The sequence below is a fragment of the Aeromicrobium sp. genome, assembly GCF_049587115.1.
Lineage (GTDB): Bacteria > Actinomycetota > Actinomycetes > Propionibacteriales > Nocardioidaceae > Aeromicrobium.
The window spans coordinates 1-15190 of the sequence record NZ_JBAVDI010000105.1; the positions used below are offsets into that span (position 1 = coordinate 1).

Consider the following 15190-nt stretch of genomic DNA (forward strand, 5'->3'; position numbering starts at 1 on the left):
GAGTACAACGCGACGCTGCGCAAGGACGACTCGATCGAGACGTTGACTCCGGAGCGCGCCTTCGAGCTGTTGGCCGAGCGGCGCGCGAAGGGGCCCGCCAAGAAGGGCGGCAAGAAGACTGCCAAGAAGGGCTCCAAGAAGACGGCAGCCAAGAAGGGCACGACAAAGACGGCAGCCAAGAAGACCCCGGCCAAGAAGACCGCGGCGAAGAAGACCGCGGCCAAGAAGACCGCGGCGAAGAAGACGGCGAACTAGAAGCTCGGCCCAACCAGGCCAAAGCCCGGGCCGCCGACCGACGGCTGGCTGCTGCAGACTCCACAGAAGCAGGTGGACCGGGTCGAGCGGTCTGGTCCGGCGCACTAGGCTCGGCCCATGGATCCGCTCTTCACCGAAACTGGGGTATTTCTCGCGCTGGAGGGCGGGGAGGGTGCCGGCAAGTCGACCCAGGCCGCGCTCATGCTCGAGTGGCTGGAGAGCCTGGGACACCACGTGCTGCTGACCAGGGAGCCCGGCGGCACCGAGGTCGGCAAGATTCTGCGGCACATCGTGCTCGACAACGACACCGGCGAGTTGTCGCCCCGCACCGAGGTCCTGCTCTACGCGGCGGACAAGGCCGAGCACGTGGACCAGGTCGTCCTGCCCGCCCTGGCCGAGGGCGCGATCGTGCTGACGGACCGCTACGTCGACTCGACGTTGGCCTATCAAGGCGCCGGTCGGCATCTGGATCCGGCGGAGGTCGAGCACGTTGCGCGGTGGGCCACGTCGTCGTTGCGCCCGCACCTGACGATCGTTCTGGACATCGATCCGACGATCGGCCATGCCCGCTTCGAGGGTGCCGACCGCATCGAGTCCGAGCCGTTGGAATTCCACCAGCGCGTCCGCCAGCACTTCTTGGACCTGGCGGCCGCCGACCCCGCGCACTATCTCGTGGTCGGTGGTGGCGAGACGCCCGCCGAGATTCATGCCGCGATCCGGGCCGCGGTCGAGCCGTGGTTGGGACAGGCGTCGTGAACGTCTGGGCTGATCTCGTCGGCCAGGAGCCGGTGGTCGGCACCCTCCAGGCCGCGGTCTCGTCGGCCGGTGGCGATGGCCGGTCGATGACCCACGCATGGCTGTTCACGGGTCCGCCCGGATCCGGCCGCTCCAACGCGGCGCGGGCCTTTGCCGCGGCACTGCAGTGCGAGCGGGGAGGGTGCGGCGAATGCCATTCGTGCACGACCGCGCGGGCGGGCAGTCACCCCGACATCACCGTGATCCGCACCGACGGCCTGTCGATCGGCACCGACGTCGCGCGGGAGTACGTCCGCAAGTCCGCACTGCGACCGGCGCTGGGACGGTGGCAGGTGCTGATCGTGGAGGATGCCGACAGGTTGACCGACCAGGCAGCCAACGCCCTGCTCAAGGCCGTCGAGGAGCCGTCCCCGCACACGATCTGGATGTTGTGCGCACCTGCGGTCGAGGACGTCATCATCACGATCCGTTCACGCTGTCGGCCGGTCCTGCTCCGCACGCCGTCCACCGCTGCGATCGCCGGACTGTTGATCGATCGCGACGGCGTCGAGCCACAGCTGGCGGCTGCGGCTGCAGCGGCGTCGCAGGGCCACATCGGCCGCGCCCGCGGGCTGGCGACGGATCCGCAGGCACGTGAGCGACGCCGGGCGATCCTCGCCCTGCCGTCGTCGCTGCATGATCTGGGCGACTGCATGACCGCTGCGCAGGCCGTCAACGATGCCGCCTCGGCGAGGGCCGCAGACGTCGCGGACGCCGCCGACGAGCGGGAGCTCATGGACCTGCGCCAGGGGTGGGGGGTCGAGGAGCGCGGGCGCCGACCGGCCGGGTACGCCAGCGCTCTGTCCACCTTGGAGAAGGAGCAGAAGCGGCGCCGCACCCGACTTGCCCGCGACTCGATCGACGGCGTGCTGCTTGATCTGCTGTCCTTCTGTCGTGACGTCCTGACGGTCCAGTGCGCCACCGGCGTCGACCTCGTCAACGCCGACATCGGACCGGACATCGAAGAGATTGCAGGCGTGTGGACGCCTGAATCGACCATTCACACGATCGATGCCATCGTCGAGTGCCGTGAGTCGCTGACCGCCAATGCGGCCCCGTTGCTCGCCCTCGAACGCATGATGATGGGACTCCGCCGGTGAACAGGTCCAGAACAGTGATCGCTGCCGCCGCCGCGCTCGCGCTGGTGGTGGCTGCTGCGGTGGTGGCTGGTGTGGTCGTGTCGCGCGACGAGACCCGCAGCGGATGGACCCCGCCTGGATCGATCGCCGACTCCGCCCCACCTGCGCTCGAGCGGTTCTACACCCAGAAGGTCACCTGGTCGGACTGCAGCTCGGCGCATTGTGCGTGGATCACGGTGCCGATCGACTACGCCAGCCCCGATGGGGCAACGACCCGCCTTCGCGCGGTGGTTCACCCGGCCACAGGCGGAGCGGCGAAGCGCAGCATCCTGGTCAATCCGGGAGGGCCCGGCGGCTCGGCGATCGATTTTGCAGGCTCGATGGCGTCGAGCTTCGGCGCGGACGTACGGGCAAAGTTCGACATCGTCGGCGTGGATCCGCGTGGTGTCGGCCGCAGCAGCCCGCTGAAGTGCCTGTCGGATCGGGCGTTCGACTCCTTCACGGCAATCGATCCCGATCCCGACAGCTCCACCGAGATCGCGGCTCTGCGACGGAGCGTCACCGATCTCGGCAACGCGTGCAAGAAGAACTCCGGTGAGCTTGCTGCGCACGTGTCGACCGTCGAGGTTGCCAAGGACATGGACGTCGTCCGAGGACTGCTGGGCCGGACAAAGCTCGACTGGTTCGGAGCGTCGTACGGCACCGAGCTCGGCGCGGTGTACGCCCAGCTGTTTCCCAACAAGGTTGGCCGGATGGTGCTGGACGGGGCAGTCGATCCAGCGCTTGGCGCCGTAGAGTCCGCACTGGGTCAGACCACGGGCTTCCAACGCGCGATCGACGCGTATGCCGAGGACTGCGTGAAGCAGAAGAGCTGCCCGATCGGCCGCGATGCCAAGGCCGGACTTGGCCGGATCGCCGGTCTGCTGGCCCGGCTCGACCGGCAACCCATGCAGACCCGCGGCGAGCGCCGGCTGACAGAGGGGCAGGCGTTCTACGGCATCGCGGTGACGCTCTACGACAAAGCGACCTGGCCCTATCTCTCACGGGGGCTCGCGGCAGCATTCAAGGGCGATGGCAGCATCCTCCTGACGCTCTCGGACGCCTATTTCCGGCGTGGCAGCGACGGCGCCTACAGCGGCAACCTCGGCCAGGTCATCTATGCCGTCAACTGTCTGGACTCGTCCGAGCAGCTGAGCCAGGCGCAGACCGAAGCGCTGATCCCTCGCTTCGAACAGGCTTCACCCGTGTTTGGCCGGTCATTGGCGTGGGGCGTCCTCGCGTGCACTGACTGGCCGTTGGAGCCGAGCAATCCGCTACCGAGCATCAGTGCCGACGGCGCGCCGCCGATCCTGGTGATCGGCACGACGCGAGATCCGGCGACCCCGTACGAGTGGGCTCAGGCGTTGGCCTCCCAGCTGTCTTCTGGCGCGCTGCTGACCCGGGTCGGCGACGGCCACACCGCTTACAACTCCGGCAACGAGTGCATCACCTCGGCCGTCGACACGTTCTTCACCGACGGCAGCGTGCCCAAGCAGGGCCTGACCTGCCGGTAGCGCCGGTCGGCCTATTGACGCTCGGCTTCGTGGTGGTGGATGACTTCATCGATGATGAAGTTGAGGAACTTCTCCGCGAAGGCCGGATCGAGATCGGCCTCGATGGCCAGGGCGCGCAGCCGCTTGATCTGCCGCGCCTCGCGTTCGGGATCGGCCGGGGGAAGGTTGTGCTCTGCCTTGAGCCGTCCGACGCGCTTGGTGTACTTGAAGCGCTCCGCCAGGACATGGATCAGCGCGGCATCGATGTTGTCGATGCTCGCGCGGATCTCTTCGAGCTCGGCCTTCGTCGCGTTGGTCACGGAGGTGATTCTACGGGGGCGAGGCCGATGTGATGCCAGCGCAATCACCCGGTAGACTCAGTGATCGGTTCGGCGGGCGATCCCCGGCGGACCTCGGCCGCTTTAGCTCAGTTGGTAGAGCGTTTCACTCGTAATGAAAAGGTCGTCAGTTCGATTCTGACAAGCGGCTCCACGAAATTTCTGCTCAGGAATTCCTCTGCCGTGAGCAATGGGATGCGGTACCGAAATGTTCGGTTGTTTCCATTCCCTGCGCGATCTTGAGACTTGCCCTTGTAGGCGATGTCCGCTGTGCAGTTCGGTAGAGGCGCTGCCAGTCGTGGAACATCACTGCTCCACCCCAGCTGTCTCTGTCAGCGCAGTGTCAGCATCCAGGCGCGAGGGTGGTGTCATATCGCTGGAACGTCCGGCGGATAGAGAGGGATACATGAAGATCAACAAATCAGCAGGAATCGTTGCCGGAGTACTTCTCGCAATGACCGCAGCAGGCACCGGAGTTGCTGTTGCCGCCGACGGCGGCGGCACTGCGCCCGAGACGTCGGTATCGGCCGGGGCCGACACCGATACCAATCAGGGTCCAGATGCTGACCTGACCGAGCCCGGGCATCAGGATCCCAGCGATGCGGGCGATGCGCCGGAGAGCGGTGGCGAGTAGTACCGAGCGCAAGGCAGGCGACGGCAGGTCCGTTGCCTGCCTTGTCGCGCTCCGCGTGATCGGCAGAGACGACCTAGGCTCCACCTATGAGCGATGAGCTGCCCGGCGCCGTGCGGCCCTCGGCCTCGTGGGTAGGGCGGCATGCCGGTGTGCGCGCAAGGCTGACGATCGTAACTGCTGTAGTCGTCACGGCGGCAGTCGCGCTCGCGGGGCTCGCGCTCGTGCTGCTGCTGGGAAGGACGCTTGACAGATCGGCGACCAGTGCTGCGGAGCAGCGCGCCGCGGAGCTGGCGGCGGTGCTGAAGAGTCAGGGTCCCGCCGGCGCGAACAGGGTCCTTGCCACCTCGGTGGGCGAGACGACGATCGTGCAGATTCTTGACGCGGCAGACCAGGTTGTCGTCAGCTCGCCCCAGATAGCCGGCGAAGGTCCGCTGACACCGAGGCAAGGATCGGCGGGCTCATCGACGACGGTGGTCGTGGCGAACCTTCCTGTCGGAGACGGCGCGAAGTACGTGGTGGTCAATCGGGACGTCACTTCGTCCACCGGCTCCTATCGACTCGTCGTCGCGCAGTCGCTGGCGTCATCGGGGGCGAGCGTGGCCGCGGTCCAGCAGATCCTGCTGGTCGGCCTGCCGCTCCTGGCGGCCGTGGTCGGTGGCGTCACCTTTGTCTTCGTCGGACGCTCGTTGCGGCCTGTCGAGCTGATGCGCCGGCGGGTGGCTGACATCTCGGCAACCGACCTCTCGACGCGCCTGCCGGTCCCTCCAGCGATCGATGAAGTGCACCGGCTGGCGACAACGATGAATGCGATGCTTGACCGACTCGAGCACTCGCAGGAGGCTCAGCGCCGCTTCGTGGCCGACGCCAGTCACGAACTTCGCAGTCCCTTGTCGACCGTGATGGCGAACCTGCAGATCACTGGTGCGAATCCAGACCCGGAGGGCTGGCCTGAGTCGCACGCAGCCATGGTGGCCGAAACCAGTCGTCTCGACGACATCATCACCGATTTGCTCACCCTTGCCGAATCCGATCACGGCCTCTCGGTGAGTGAGCGCGAAGACGTTGATGTCGGCGAGGTGGTGGCCGAGCAGATCCGCAGGCTTCGCTCGACCTCGAAGCTCGACATCAAAGCTGAGGTGTCGCCGGTCGTGGTGAGTGCCAGCCTGCATCATGTGCGCCAGATCGTCCGCAACCTAGCCGACAATGCCGCCGCTCACGCGCGATCGACCGTCGAGCTGTCGGTCGTCGAGGACGGGCAGTGGGCATTCATCGAGGTGGCGGACGACGGGGTCGGCCTGGCGCCTGAGGATCGCGAGCGCGTATTCGACAGGTTCGTCCGGCTGGATGCAGGGCGCGCTCGCGATGCGGGCGGTACCGGCCTCGGACTCGCGATCGTCAAGGAACTAGCCGAGTCCTACGGAGGATCGGTTTCAGTCGACCAGGCCCACATGGGAGGGGCGCGTTTCCGGGTGCAGCTCCCGATGGGCGTCAACCGTCCGACAGCTGGTAGCCAGCGCCCCTGACGGTCTTGATCGATGTGCAATCGAAGGGTATGTCGATCTTCTGGCGCAGTCTGCGGACATAGACTTCGACGACATTGGGGTCGCCCTCGAAGTTCTCATCCCACACGTTCTGGATGATCTGGGTCTTGGTCACGACCTCGCCTTGGTGGCGGCTGAGGAACTCCAGGACGGAAAACTCGCGTGAGGTGAGTCTGATGTCGACCGCTCCCCTCGAGGCGGTTCGAGCGGCCGGGTCGACGCGAAGCTCACCAACCTCGATCACGGTCGGTCGCGCGGCTGCCCCCCGTCGGACCAGTGCGCGCAGGCGCGCAGCGAGCACGTCGAGGTCGAATGGTTTGGTGAGATAGTCATCCGCTCCGATGTCGAGCACGTCGACCTGGTCGCGGGATCCGTGCCGCGCCGTCAGTACCAGCACTGGGGTCCACACCTCCCTGCGCCGAAGCTCGCGGATGACGCCTTGCCCCGACAGCTGGGGGAGCATGAGGTCGAGGACGATAGCGTCGTATGATCCCTCGGTCGCTGCCCACACACCGTCCTCGCCGTTGTGGACGAGGTCGACCGTGAGCCCCGCCGCATTCAGGCCGCGCTTGACGGCACGAGCCAGCAGCACCTCGTCTTCCACGACCAGAACCTTCATCAGCATGCCTCCCGCGCCGACAGTATCCCGGTCGGCGCCGTTCATGTCCGCGGATCGCGCAAGCCCCGGCGGGCCTCGTCGACGTCATTCCCACCGGCGACGCCCCCAGCTCCCCCATGGCTCAGCTGATGTCGACCGCGAGGTCCATCGTGTGGGGCTCGAAGTCCTCGACGTGCTCGCGGATCGCAGCGATACTGCTGGTGAACGCCGACGATGATCGCCAGGCGTCCACCTGCTCAACGGACTCCCAAGGGCCCGAGCTGACGAAGAGTGATGGGTCCTCGCGGTCCCTCAGTAGGGTCGCGGTCGCCTGCGGCAGGTCGGCCCGAGTCCGATCGGCGAGCTTCTTCCACGCTGCCACGAAGTCATTCTCGTGGCCGGTCTTGACTCGCCATATTCCCAATGTGTAAACAGCCATGATTCCTCCTCGAACCGCTTACGCCGATCATGCGCCTGAGGGAACCGTGACGACAAGGGCTGCCGCGAAGCGCTGGTGACGGCGCGCGACCCGGCGGGGTGGTCAGAAGTTGCCGCGTTTGGCCTGTTCGCGCTCGATCGCCTCGAACAGGGCCTGGAAGTTGCCCTTGCCGAAGCCGAGCGAGCCGTGCCGCTCGATGAGTTCGAAGAACACGGTCGGACGGTCGCCGATCGGCTTGGTGAAGATCTGCAGCAGGTAGCCGTCCTCGTCCCGGTCCACCAGGATGCCGCGCTGCTGAAGGTCCTCGATCGGCACCCGCACCTCGCCGATCCGCTGACGTAGCTCGGGGTCGGTGTAGTACGAGTCCGGGGTGTCGAGGAACTCGATGCCAGCCGCGCGCAAATGGTCGACGGTGTCGAGGATGTCGTTGGTTGCGAGTGCCAGGTGCTGGGCGCCGGGACCCCGGTAGAACTCCAGGTACTCGTCGATCTGTGACTTGCGCTTGCCCACGGCAGGCTCGTTGAGTGGGAACTTGACCCGGTGATTACCGCTGGCAACGACCTTGCTCATCAGCGCGCTGTACTCCGTCGCAATGTCATCTCCGACGAACTCGGCCATGTTGGTGAAGCCCATGATCCGGTTGTAGAAGTCGACCCACTGATCCATCTGGCCGAGCTCGACGTTGCCAACGACGTGATCAAGCGCCTGGAAGATCCGCTTGGGCGCGTCTGCTGGGCGGACCAGCGTGGACGTCCGCTCGACGTACCCGGGCAGGTAGTGGCCCGCGTACGCGCTGCGGTCGACCAGCGTGTGGCGGGTGTCGCCGTACGCGGCGATCGCAGCGATCCGCACCGTGCCGTGCTTGTCGCCGATGTCGTGCGGCTCCTCCAGGATCGTCGCTCCCTGGGCGCGGGCGTGATCGATGCAGGTGTCAACGTCTGGCACCTCCAAGGCGATGTCGATGATGCCGTCGCCGTGCGTACGGTGGTGGTCAAGGATCGCGCTGTCGGGGTCAACGCCGCCCTTGAGCACGAAGCGCACCGCGCCACTCTCCAGCACGTATGCGTGGTGGTCGCGATTACCGGTCTCGGGCCCGGAGTACGCAACCAGGTCCATGCCGAACGCTGACATGTAGAAGTGGGCGGACTGACTGGCGTTGCCGACTGCCCAGACGACCGCGTCCCACCCGGTGACCGGGAAGGGGTCGGTCGTGGTGTCGTACTCGACCAGTCCGACCAGCTGCTTGAGCTGGGTGAGGTCGAGCTCGGCAAGGCGTTCGGCGTCAGTCAGATCGATGGTCATGTGTCCACATGAACGCATCCTGTCGGGATGGGCAAGCGGACCAGCATCTGGTACACATATGTGACATATCAGCCGAGTGTTGTGGCCGATGGCACGTCAGTATGCCTACTTGGAGGATTCATGGATCAGCTTGATGTTGCGTTGGTGACGGCGATGCGCGAGCATCCGCGGGTTGGTGACCTCGAGCTGTCCCGCATCACCCAGGTCGCCCGGGCCACGGTGCAGGCCCGACTGGCCAAGCTGGAGCAGGCCGGGATCATCACTGGGTATGGTCCGGACATCGACCTGGTCGCCGCCGGTCACCCCGTGCTCGCGTTCGTGACGTTGGAGATCGCGCAAGGACTGCTGGAGGCCGTCACCGAAGAGCTCGACTCCCTGCCCAACGTGCTGGAGGCGTACGTGACCAGCGGCAACGCCGACGTGGTCTGCAAGATCGCGGCTACGTCGCACGAGGACCTGCAGGCGACGCTGCTGCACATCAGCCGATCCGGGTCGGTCGCCCGGTCGACCAGCGTGATCGTGCTGTCGGAGGTCGTCAAGCCCCGGGTCGAGCCGATGCTCAGGAAGGGTGCGTTGGCCGGCAGCAGTCGGGCCCCCAACTACCCCCGCCCCCGAGATTTGTGACGGGTTGCACCGGTTTCGGCGTTCAGACGGGGCAGAACGTCACAAATCTGGAGGGAGGGTGGCGAGGCGGTCGAGGGCTTCCATGAGGACTTCGGGACGCTTGCAGAACGCCCAGCGCACGAGCGGACGCCCAACCTCGACGTGGTCGTAGAAGACCTGGTGCGGGATCGCGACCACGCCCACCCGTTCGGGCAGCATGCGGCAGAAGTCGACGCCGTCCTCGAAGCCCAGTGGCCGGATGTCGGTCGTTGCGAAGTACGTGCCCGCGGGGACGAACACCTCCAAACCGATCCGGGCGAGCCCGTCGCACAGCAGATCCCGCTGAGCCTGCAGCTGTGCACGCAGGCTGGCGAAGAAGTCGTCGTCGGAGCCCAGCGCGTGGGCGATGGCGGGCTGCAGAGGTGAGCCCGACGTGTAGGTCAGGAATTGCTTGGACCCCAGCAGCGCATTGATCAGCTCGGCCGGGCCTGTGGCCCAACCGATCTTCCAGCCGGTGAATGAAAAGGTCTTGCCACCGCTGGAGATCGTCAGGGTCCGCTCGGCCATCCCCGGCAGCGTCGCGATCGGGATGTGGGCAACGCCGTCGAACGTCAAGTGCTCGTAGACCTCATCACTGATCACCACCAGGTCGTGCTCGATCGCGATCTCTGCGATGGCCTCGAGCTCCTCGTGCGTCAGGACGGAACCGGTCGGGTTGTGCGGTGAGTTGAGCAGGACCGCGGTCGTCCTCGGTGACACAGCGGCACGCAGCTCCTCGACCGGCAGCCGGAAGTCCGGCGCACGCAGGGTGACCGGGCGCCGCACGGCGCCCGCCATCTGCAGCATCGCCACGTACGAGTCGTAGTACGGCTCGAGCACGATGACCTCGTCACCCTCGTCGATCAATCCGAGAAGTGCCGCCGCCACGGCCTCGGTCGCACCAGTCGTGACGGCGACCTCGGTGTCCGGGTCCACCGACAGGCCGTAGAAGCGGAGCTGGTGGGCCGCGATCGCCCGGCGAAGCTCGGGCACGCCCGACCCAGGCGCGTACTGGTTGCGGCCGCCGCGCAGGGCATCGACAGCCCGCTCGACCACGGCGGACGGTCCGTCAGTGTCGGGGAAGCCCTGGCCCAGGTTGATCGATCCGGTCCGGACCGCTTCCGCGCTCATCTCGGCGAAGATCGTGGTGCCGAGCCCGGCGATACGTGCGCTGGAGGTCTTCATGATCATTCGACCCTAGTCGCGGCCTCGATACGGCTCCACCGAAGGGATCGGCCCGCCCGCGCACAAGACCGCAGGCCGACGCGGTGACGCCGGCGCCGGACATAAGTCGCCCCACCGTTCTCGGGGGGTGAAACGGTGGGGCGACAACAGGCGCCAACGGCGTGAAGCACATCGACCCTGCAATCCCAACTATACGCACGAGGCCCAACCTCCGTGAACTGTTTGGCGAAGATTCCGCCGCGGGCCGAGCAGCCGGAATTCGCGTCAGATTGTCCGTGTGACAAAGACGTGGCGCGGGATGACACAATCTCCTGCATGACCACCACGCTGACTCCGAAGCGGCCGCCCAAGAGCGTGGGCCGCCGGCTCACGACCGGTCTCGGTGTGACGCTGATCCTGGCCGGGCTGGGACTGCTGGCCTACTTCGCTTGGCAGTACTTCGGCACCAACGTCGTCTCCAAGCACAAGCAGGCGGAGATCAAGCAGAGCCTCGCGGTCGACTGGGGCAAGGGCATCGAGGGAGATGCAATCGGCCTGCTGCGGGTCAAACGGTTCGGCGACAAGTACGAGGTGCCGATCGTCAAGGGATTCGACGACAAGGCCTTGGCGCGGGGAGTCGGCTGGGACACCAAGAGCGCCAAGCCCGGCCAGATCGGCAACTTCGCGATCGCGGGGCACCGGGTCACCCACGGCGAGCCGTTCAGCAAGTTCCCCAAGCTCAAGCGCGGCGACAAGGTCGAGGTCGAGACCCGCACCCACATCTACACCTACCGGCTGCGCAACTCCGGCACCTCGATCACCGTCGACTTCACGGTGTCCTGGCCGCTGTGGCGAGTCCCCGACCCGGACGCACGCAATCAGCAGCCCGACCGCGCGGTCATCACGATGCTGACCTGCTCGGAGCTGTTCCACACACGCAACCGCAACGTCGTGATCGGCGACCTGATCGACACGATCGACAAGAGCAAGCCGCGCCCGGTCAAGTCGGACTGACCCCTACGCTGGGCGCATGCATGACTACCAGCGTGAATTCATCGAGTTCGCTCTCGACCGTGGGGTGCTCCGGTTCGGGGAGTTCACGCTCAAGTCAGGGCGTACGTCCCCGTACTTCTTCAACGCCGGCCTGTTCAACACCGGCGGACGGCTCGCGACGCTCGGACGGTCGTACGCCGCCGCGATCGATCGCAGCGAGATCGCCTTCGACGTGCTGCTCGGTCCGGCCTACAAGGGCATCCCGATCGTGTCGGCCACGGCGGTCCAGCTGTCCGAGCAGCTCGGGCGCGACGTGCCGTGGTGCTTCAACCGCAAGGAGGCCAAGGACCACGGCGAGGGTGGGCTGATCGTCGGGTCGGCGCTGAGCGGACGGGTCCTGATCATCGACGACGTCATCACCGCCGGCACCGCGATCCGCGAGGTCATGCAGATCGTGGCTTCTGAGGGCGCTGAAGTGGCCGGCATCCTGGTCGCTCTGGATCGGCAGGAACGCGGCCGCGGCGAGTTGTCCGCCATCCAGGAGGTGGAGCGGGACTTCGGCGTACCCGTGCTCTCGATCATCGATTTCGGTCAGATCATCGAATACGTCCAGGAGACGGGGCGGCATGCAGAGCACCTCGACTCCATCCGCGCCTACCGCGACGAGTTCGGGATTGCGGCACCACGGACATGACTGAGCCCGTGCCTGAGGTCGGCGTCGGTCCGTGGGACGGGGATTGGCCCGAGGGTGAGCAGTACGACCACGAGCTGTTGCGCGACGGCGACCGCCGCAACGTCGTCGACCGCTATCGCTACTGGCGGCTCGAGGCAATCGTCGCCGACCTGGACCTGCATCGGCATGGCTTCCACGTGGGGATCGAGAACTGGCAGCACGACTTCAACATCGGCTCGATCGTGCGGACCGCCAACGCCTTCGCCGCCGCCGAGGTGCACATCGTGGGGCGGCGTCGCTGGAACCGGCGCGGCGCGATGGTCACCGACCGATACCAGCACGTCCGGCATCACGGCTCGATCGCCGACTTCGCGGGGTGGGCCGCAGAGCAGGGACTGGCAGTGATCGGCATCGACAACGTGGCGGACTCCGTGCCCATCGAGACCGCCGTCCTGCCCGAGGCGTGCGTTCTCCTGTTCGGTCAGGAAGGACCGGGTCTTTCGGACGAGGCGAGGCAGGCGTGCGAGCGGACGCTCTCGATCGCCCAGTTCGGGTCGACCCGGTCGATCAACGCGGGCGCTGCCGCGGCGATCGCGATGCATTCCTGGATCCGTCAGCACGCCAGGTCTGACCCCGGGTCCGCGCCAGCCGTCTAGGCTCGTCGCCATGAGCTCCCGCGTGGTCGTCATCGGCGGTGACGCGGCCGGCATGAGTGCTGCCGCCGCGCTCCGTCGCACCCTTTCCGAGGATGCCGAGATCGTGGTCCTCGAGCGTGGAAGCTGGACGTCGTACTCCGCGTGCGGTATTCCGTACTGGATCTCGGGCGAGGTCGCCGCGCCGGAGGACCTGGTGGCGCGAACCGCAGCGGAGCATCGGGCTCGGGGCATCGACCTCCGGCTCGGTGTCGAGGCCACGGTGATCGACCCGGAGCGACGGACCGTCACCTTCCGCAGTCGCGACGGCGACTCGGGCGACATCACGTACGACCGACTGATCATCGCCTCGGGCGCCGAGCCCGTACGTCCCGACCTGCCCGGCATCGATGGGACGGGGATCTACGGGGTGCAGACGCTTGCCGACGGCCAGGCACTGATCGACGGCCTCGCGGCAGCTCCGCGGAGCATCGTGGTGGTCGGATCGGGTTATGTGGGACTGGAGATCGCGGAGGCGTGTGTGGCACGAGGCTTCGACACGACCGTCGTCGACCGCGGCCCCGCACCATTGCCGATGGTGGAGCCACTTCTGGGCGCGCAGGTCGCGGTAGCGATGCGCGGCCGGGGCATCACCTTGCTGTCATCGACCAGCGCGACCGGCTTCGCCCTGGACGCCAGTGGTCGGGTGATGGGTGTGAGGACCGACGGCGGGGCGATCGAGGCCGATCTGGTGGTCCTGGGTCTGGGAGTCTGGGCGCGGTCGGCGCTGGCGGCCGCCGCGGGCTTGCCGCTCGGGGAGAAGGGCGGCATCGTCGTCGACGAGCACCAGCGAGTGATCGGCTTTCCGGGCATCTGGGCGGCGGGTGACTGCGTCGTGACGAAGGATCGCGTCACGGGCGAGCTGGTGCACCTTCCTCTGGGCACGCACGCCAACAAGCAGGGCATGGTCGCGGCCGACAGCATTGCAGCGGACCTGCTGGGTCGCGAGCCGCAGCTGTTCTTTCCCGGGGTGGTGCAGACCGCGATCACCAAGTTCTGCTCGCTTGAGATATCCCGAACCGGGCTCGGGGAGCAGCAGGCCCGGGACGCCGGCTTCGAACCCGTCATGGTCCACATCGAGACGACGAATTTCGCCGGCTACATGCCAGGTGTCGGCATCATGACCGTCGTGATGGTCGCCGACCGGCCGACCCGCCGCCTGCTCGGGGCGCAGATCGTCGGAGCCGCCGGTGCCGCGTTGCGCATCGATGCTGCCGCGACCGCGATCGCGGCCGGGTTGACCGTCGACGACGTCATGATGCTCGACCTCGCGTACGCCCCGCCGTTCTCCTCGGTCTGGAGCCCGATCCAGGTGGCAGCACGCGCCATCGTCAAGGAGCTTCGAGGGTGACTCGCCAGTAGCGGGAGGGGCTGGGATACTTGCCTCGCACCCGCCAGCCATTCGAGGAGATCCGCATGCCCGTCGCCACCCCCGAGGTCTACGCCGCGATGCTCGACAAGGCCAAGGGCGATTCGTTCGCCTACCCGGCCATCAACGTGTCGTCCTCGCAGACGCTGAACGCCGCCCTCGCCGGGTTTGCCGAGGCCGAGAGCGACGGAATCATCCAGGTGTCGACCGGCGGTGCGGAATATCTGTCCGGCCCCACGGTCAAGGACATGGTGTCGGGCTCGCTGGCCTTCGCGGCGTTCGCGCAGGAAGTCGCCAAGAAGTATCCGGTCAATGTCGCGCTGCACACCGATCACTGTCCCAAGGACAAGCTCGACGGCTTTGTTCGTCCGCTGATCGCTGCCTCGGAGGAGCGGGTCAAGGGTGGTGGGCTTCCGTACTTCCAGTCGCACATGTGGGACGGTTCGGCCGTGCCGCTGGACGAGAACCTGCAGATCGCGCAGGAGCTGCTGGCGCGCTGTGCCGCCGCGAACATCATCCTCGAGGTCGAGATCGGCATCGTCGGTGGCGAGGAGGATGGCGTCGAAGGTGGCATGGGCGAGCACCTCTACACGCGGCCCGAGGACGCGCTGGCCACGGCCGAGGCTCTCGGCCTGGGTGAGAAGGGCCGCTACCTCACGGCCCTGACATTCGGCAACGTGCATGGCGTCTACAAGCCGGGCAATGTCACCCTGCGCCCGGAGATCCTGCAGGCTGCGCAGCAGGCCGTCGGCGCCAAGTACGGCAAGGATGCCCCGTTCGATCTGGTGTTCCACGGCGGATCGGGATCGTTGCCCGAGGAGATCTCGGCGGCCGTCGACTACGGCGTGGTCAAGATGAACGTCGACACCGACACCCAGTACGCCTTCACCCGTCCGGTCGTGAGCCACATGTTCGCCAACTACGACGGTGTCCTGAAGGTCGACGGCGAGGTCGGCAGCAAGAAGGCGTACGACCCGCGCGCCTGGGGCAAGGCTGCCGAGGCCGGCATGGCGACTCGTGTCGCCGAGGCCTGCGCAGCGTTGCGGAGCGCTGGCACCAGGCTCTGACTGTGTGGTGCTGGGCCGTAGGGTGCGAACATGACCAACTTGTTCGGTGAGCCCCCCGCAACCCTGCTGCCCGAGGA

Annotated in this window: 17 protein-coding genes and 1 tRNA gene; 13 read left to right on the forward strand and 5 right to left on the reverse strand. The window is 66.8% G+C overall.

Features of this window, described 5'->3' with window-relative positions; translation table 11 throughout:
• The 4 genes from WB461_RS09710 to WB461_RS09725 form a co-directional block, all read left to right on the forward strand.
• Positions 1-255: topoisomerase C-terminal repeat-containing protein (locus WB461_RS09710; protein ID WP_423852532.1), on the forward strand; the 255-nt coding region annotated here is incomplete at its 5' end.
• Between the two features lie 117 nt (positions 256-372).
• On the forward strand, positions 373-1011 hold the full coding sequence (tmk, locus tag WB461_RS09715) for a dTMP kinase (RefSeq protein WP_423852533.1): 639 nt from the start codon (positions 373-375) through the stop codon (positions 1009-1011).
• Positions 1008-2150: a DNA polymerase III subunit delta' gene (locus tag WB461_RS09720; RefSeq protein ID WP_423852534.1), complete on the forward strand. Its 1143-nt coding sequence runs from the start codon at positions 1008-1010 to the stop codon at positions 2148-2150. The genes tmk and WB461_RS09720 overlap by 4 nt, the downstream gene beginning before the upstream one ends.
• A 14-nt stretch (positions 2151-2164) precedes the next feature.
• Positions 2165-3682 (forward strand): alpha/beta hydrolase, encoded by a 1518-nt coding sequence (locus WB461_RS09725; RefSeq protein ID WP_423852535.1) that lies wholly within the window; start codon positions 2165-2167, stop codon positions 3680-3682.
• 11 nt (positions 3683-3693) lie between these two features.
• Here the strand turns inward: WB461_RS09725 and WB461_RS09730 are convergent, their stop codons facing one another.
• Entirely contained in the window at positions 3694-3981 is a 288-nt protein-coding gene (locus WB461_RS09730; protein WP_423852536.1) for a chorismate mutase, read from the reverse strand.
• A 96-nt stretch (positions 3982-4077) separates the two neighbouring features.
• Between WB461_RS09730 and WB461_RS09735 the strand changes: the two genes are divergently transcribed.
• From WB461_RS09735 to WB461_RS09745, 3 genes are all read left to right on the forward strand, one after another.
• A tRNA-Thr gene (locus WB461_RS09735) sits at positions 4078-4153 on the forward strand.
• A 252-nt stretch (positions 4154-4405) separates the two neighbouring features.
• Positions 4406-4633, forward strand: coding sequence for a hypothetical protein (locus WB461_RS09740; RefSeq protein WP_423852537.1), 228 nt, complete (start codon positions 4406-4408; stop codon positions 4631-4633).
• A gap of 86 nt (positions 4634-4719) precedes the next feature.
• Positions 4720-6156: a sensor histidine kinase gene (locus tag WB461_RS09745; RefSeq protein WP_423852538.1), complete on the forward strand. Its 1437-nt coding sequence runs from the start codon at positions 4720-4722 to the stop codon at positions 6154-6156.
• Here WB461_RS09745 and WB461_RS09750 read toward each other — a convergent pair.
• From WB461_RS09750 to hppD, 3 genes are all read right to left on the reverse strand, one after another.
• Positions 6122-6793, reverse strand: coding sequence for a winged helix-turn-helix domain-containing protein (locus tag WB461_RS09750; RefSeq protein ID WP_423852539.1), 672 nt, complete (start codon positions 6791-6793; stop codon positions 6122-6124). The two genes, WB461_RS09745 and WB461_RS09750, sit on opposite strands and share 35 nt — an antisense overlap.
• A gap of 121 nt (positions 6794-6914) precedes the next feature.
• Positions 6915-7211 (reverse strand): putative quinol monooxygenase, encoded by a 297-nt coding sequence (locus tag WB461_RS09755; RefSeq protein ID WP_423852540.1) that lies wholly within the window; start codon positions 7209-7211, stop codon positions 6915-6917.
• Between the two features lie 102 nt (positions 7212-7313).
• Positions 7314-8513, reverse strand: coding sequence for a 4-hydroxyphenylpyruvate dioxygenase (gene hppD / locus WB461_RS09760; protein ID WP_423852541.1), 1200 nt, complete (start codon positions 8511-8513; stop codon positions 7314-7316).
• Positions 8514-8633: 120 nt separating this feature from the next.
• On the opposite strand from hppD, the gene WB461_RS09765 reads away from it, so the two are divergent.
• The gene (locus WB461_RS09765) at positions 8634-9137 is read left to right on the forward strand and encodes an Lrp/AsnC family transcriptional regulator (RefSeq protein ID WP_423852542.1); all 504 of its coding nucleotides are present in this window, start codon (positions 8634-8636) and stop codon (positions 9135-9137) included.
• A gap of 39 nt (positions 9138-9176) precedes the next feature.
• On the opposite strand, the gene WB461_RS09770 is transcribed toward WB461_RS09765, so the two are convergent.
• A complete protein-coding gene (locus tag WB461_RS09770) occupies positions 9177-10340 on the reverse strand; it encodes a pyridoxal phosphate-dependent aminotransferase (protein WP_423852543.1) in 1164 nt (387 codons plus the stop codon).
• Between the two features lie 315 nt (positions 10341-10655).
• Between WB461_RS09770 and WB461_RS09775 the strand changes: the two genes are divergently transcribed.
• Genes WB461_RS09775 through fbaA form a run of 5 tightly spaced genes read left to right on the forward strand, consistent with a single transcriptional unit; the run spans position 10656 to position 15113 of the window.
• The gene (locus tag WB461_RS09775; protein ID WP_423852544.1) at positions 10656-11333 is read left to right on the forward strand and encodes a sortase domain-bontaining protein; all 678 of its coding nucleotides are present in this window, start codon (positions 10656-10658) and stop codon (positions 11331-11333) included.
• A 16-nt stretch (positions 11334-11349) separates the two neighbouring features.
• A complete protein-coding gene (gene pyrE, locus WB461_RS09780) occupies positions 11350-12006 on the forward strand; it encodes an orotate phosphoribosyltransferase (RefSeq protein WP_423852545.1) in 657 nt (218 codons plus the stop codon).
• Positions 12003-12641, forward strand: a complete 639-nt coding sequence (locus WB461_RS09785) for a TrmH family RNA methyltransferase (protein WP_423852546.1) — start codon at positions 12003-12005, stop codon at positions 12639-12641. Before pyrE ends, WB461_RS09785 begins: the two co-directional genes overlap by 4 nt.
• 10 nt (positions 12642-12651) lie before the next feature.
• Positions 12652-14028: an FAD-dependent oxidoreductase gene (locus WB461_RS09790; RefSeq protein ID WP_423852547.1), complete on the forward strand. Its 1377-nt coding sequence runs from the start codon at positions 12652-12654 to the stop codon at positions 14026-14028.
• 59 nt (positions 14029-14087) lie between these two features.
• Positions 14088-15113: a class II fructose-bisphosphate aldolase gene (fbaA, locus tag WB461_RS09795; RefSeq protein ID WP_423852548.1), complete on the forward strand. Its 1026-nt coding sequence runs from the start codon at positions 14088-14090 to the stop codon at positions 15111-15113.
• Positions 15114-15190: the final 77 nt, after the last annotated feature.

Coding starts and splice junctions, on each gene's coding strand:
- WB461_RS09775 (WP_423852544.1), top strand. CDS start 10,656: ATGACCACCACGCTGACTCCGAAGCGGCCGCCCAAGAGCGTGGGCCGC.
- WB461_RS09790 (WP_423852547.1), top strand. CDS start 12,652: ATGAGCTCCCGCGTGGTCGTCATCGGCGGTGACGCGGCCGGCATGAGT.
- WB461_RS09750 (WP_423852539.1), bottom strand. CDS start 6,793: ATGAAGGTTCTGGTCGTGGAAGACGAGGTGCTGCTGGCTCGTGCCGTC.
- WB461_RS09745 (WP_423852538.1), top strand. CDS start 4,720: ATGAGCGATGAGCTGCCCGGCGCCGTGCGGCCCTCGGCCTCGTGGGTA.
- WB461_RS09740 (WP_423852537.1), top strand. CDS start 4,406: ATGAAGATCAACAAATCAGCAGGAATCGTTGCCGGAGTACTTCTCGCA.
- pyrE (WP_423852545.1), top strand. CDS start 11,350: ATGCATGACTACCAGCGTGAATTCATCGAGTTCGCTCTCGACCGTGGG.
- tmk (WP_423852533.1), top strand. CDS start 373: ATGGATCCGCTCTTCACCGAAACTGGGGTATTTCTCGCGCTGGAGGGC.
- WB461_RS09765 (WP_423852542.1), top strand. CDS start 8,634: ATGGATCAGCTTGATGTTGCGTTGGTGACGGCGATGCGCGAGCATCCG.
- WB461_RS09785 (WP_423852546.1), top strand. CDS start 12,003: ATGACTGAGCCCGTGCCTGAGGTCGGCGTCGGTCCGTGGGACGGGGAT.
- WB461_RS09755 (WP_423852540.1), bottom strand. CDS start 7,211: ATGGCTGTTTACACATTGGGAATATGGCGAGTCAAGACCGGCCACGAG.
- hppD (WP_423852541.1), bottom strand. CDS start 8,513: ATGACCATCGATCTGACTGACGCCGAACGCCTTGCCGAGCTCGACCTC.
- WB461_RS09770 (WP_423852543.1), bottom strand. CDS start 10,340: ATGAAGACCTCCAGCGCACGTATCGCCGGGCTCGGCACCACGATCTTC.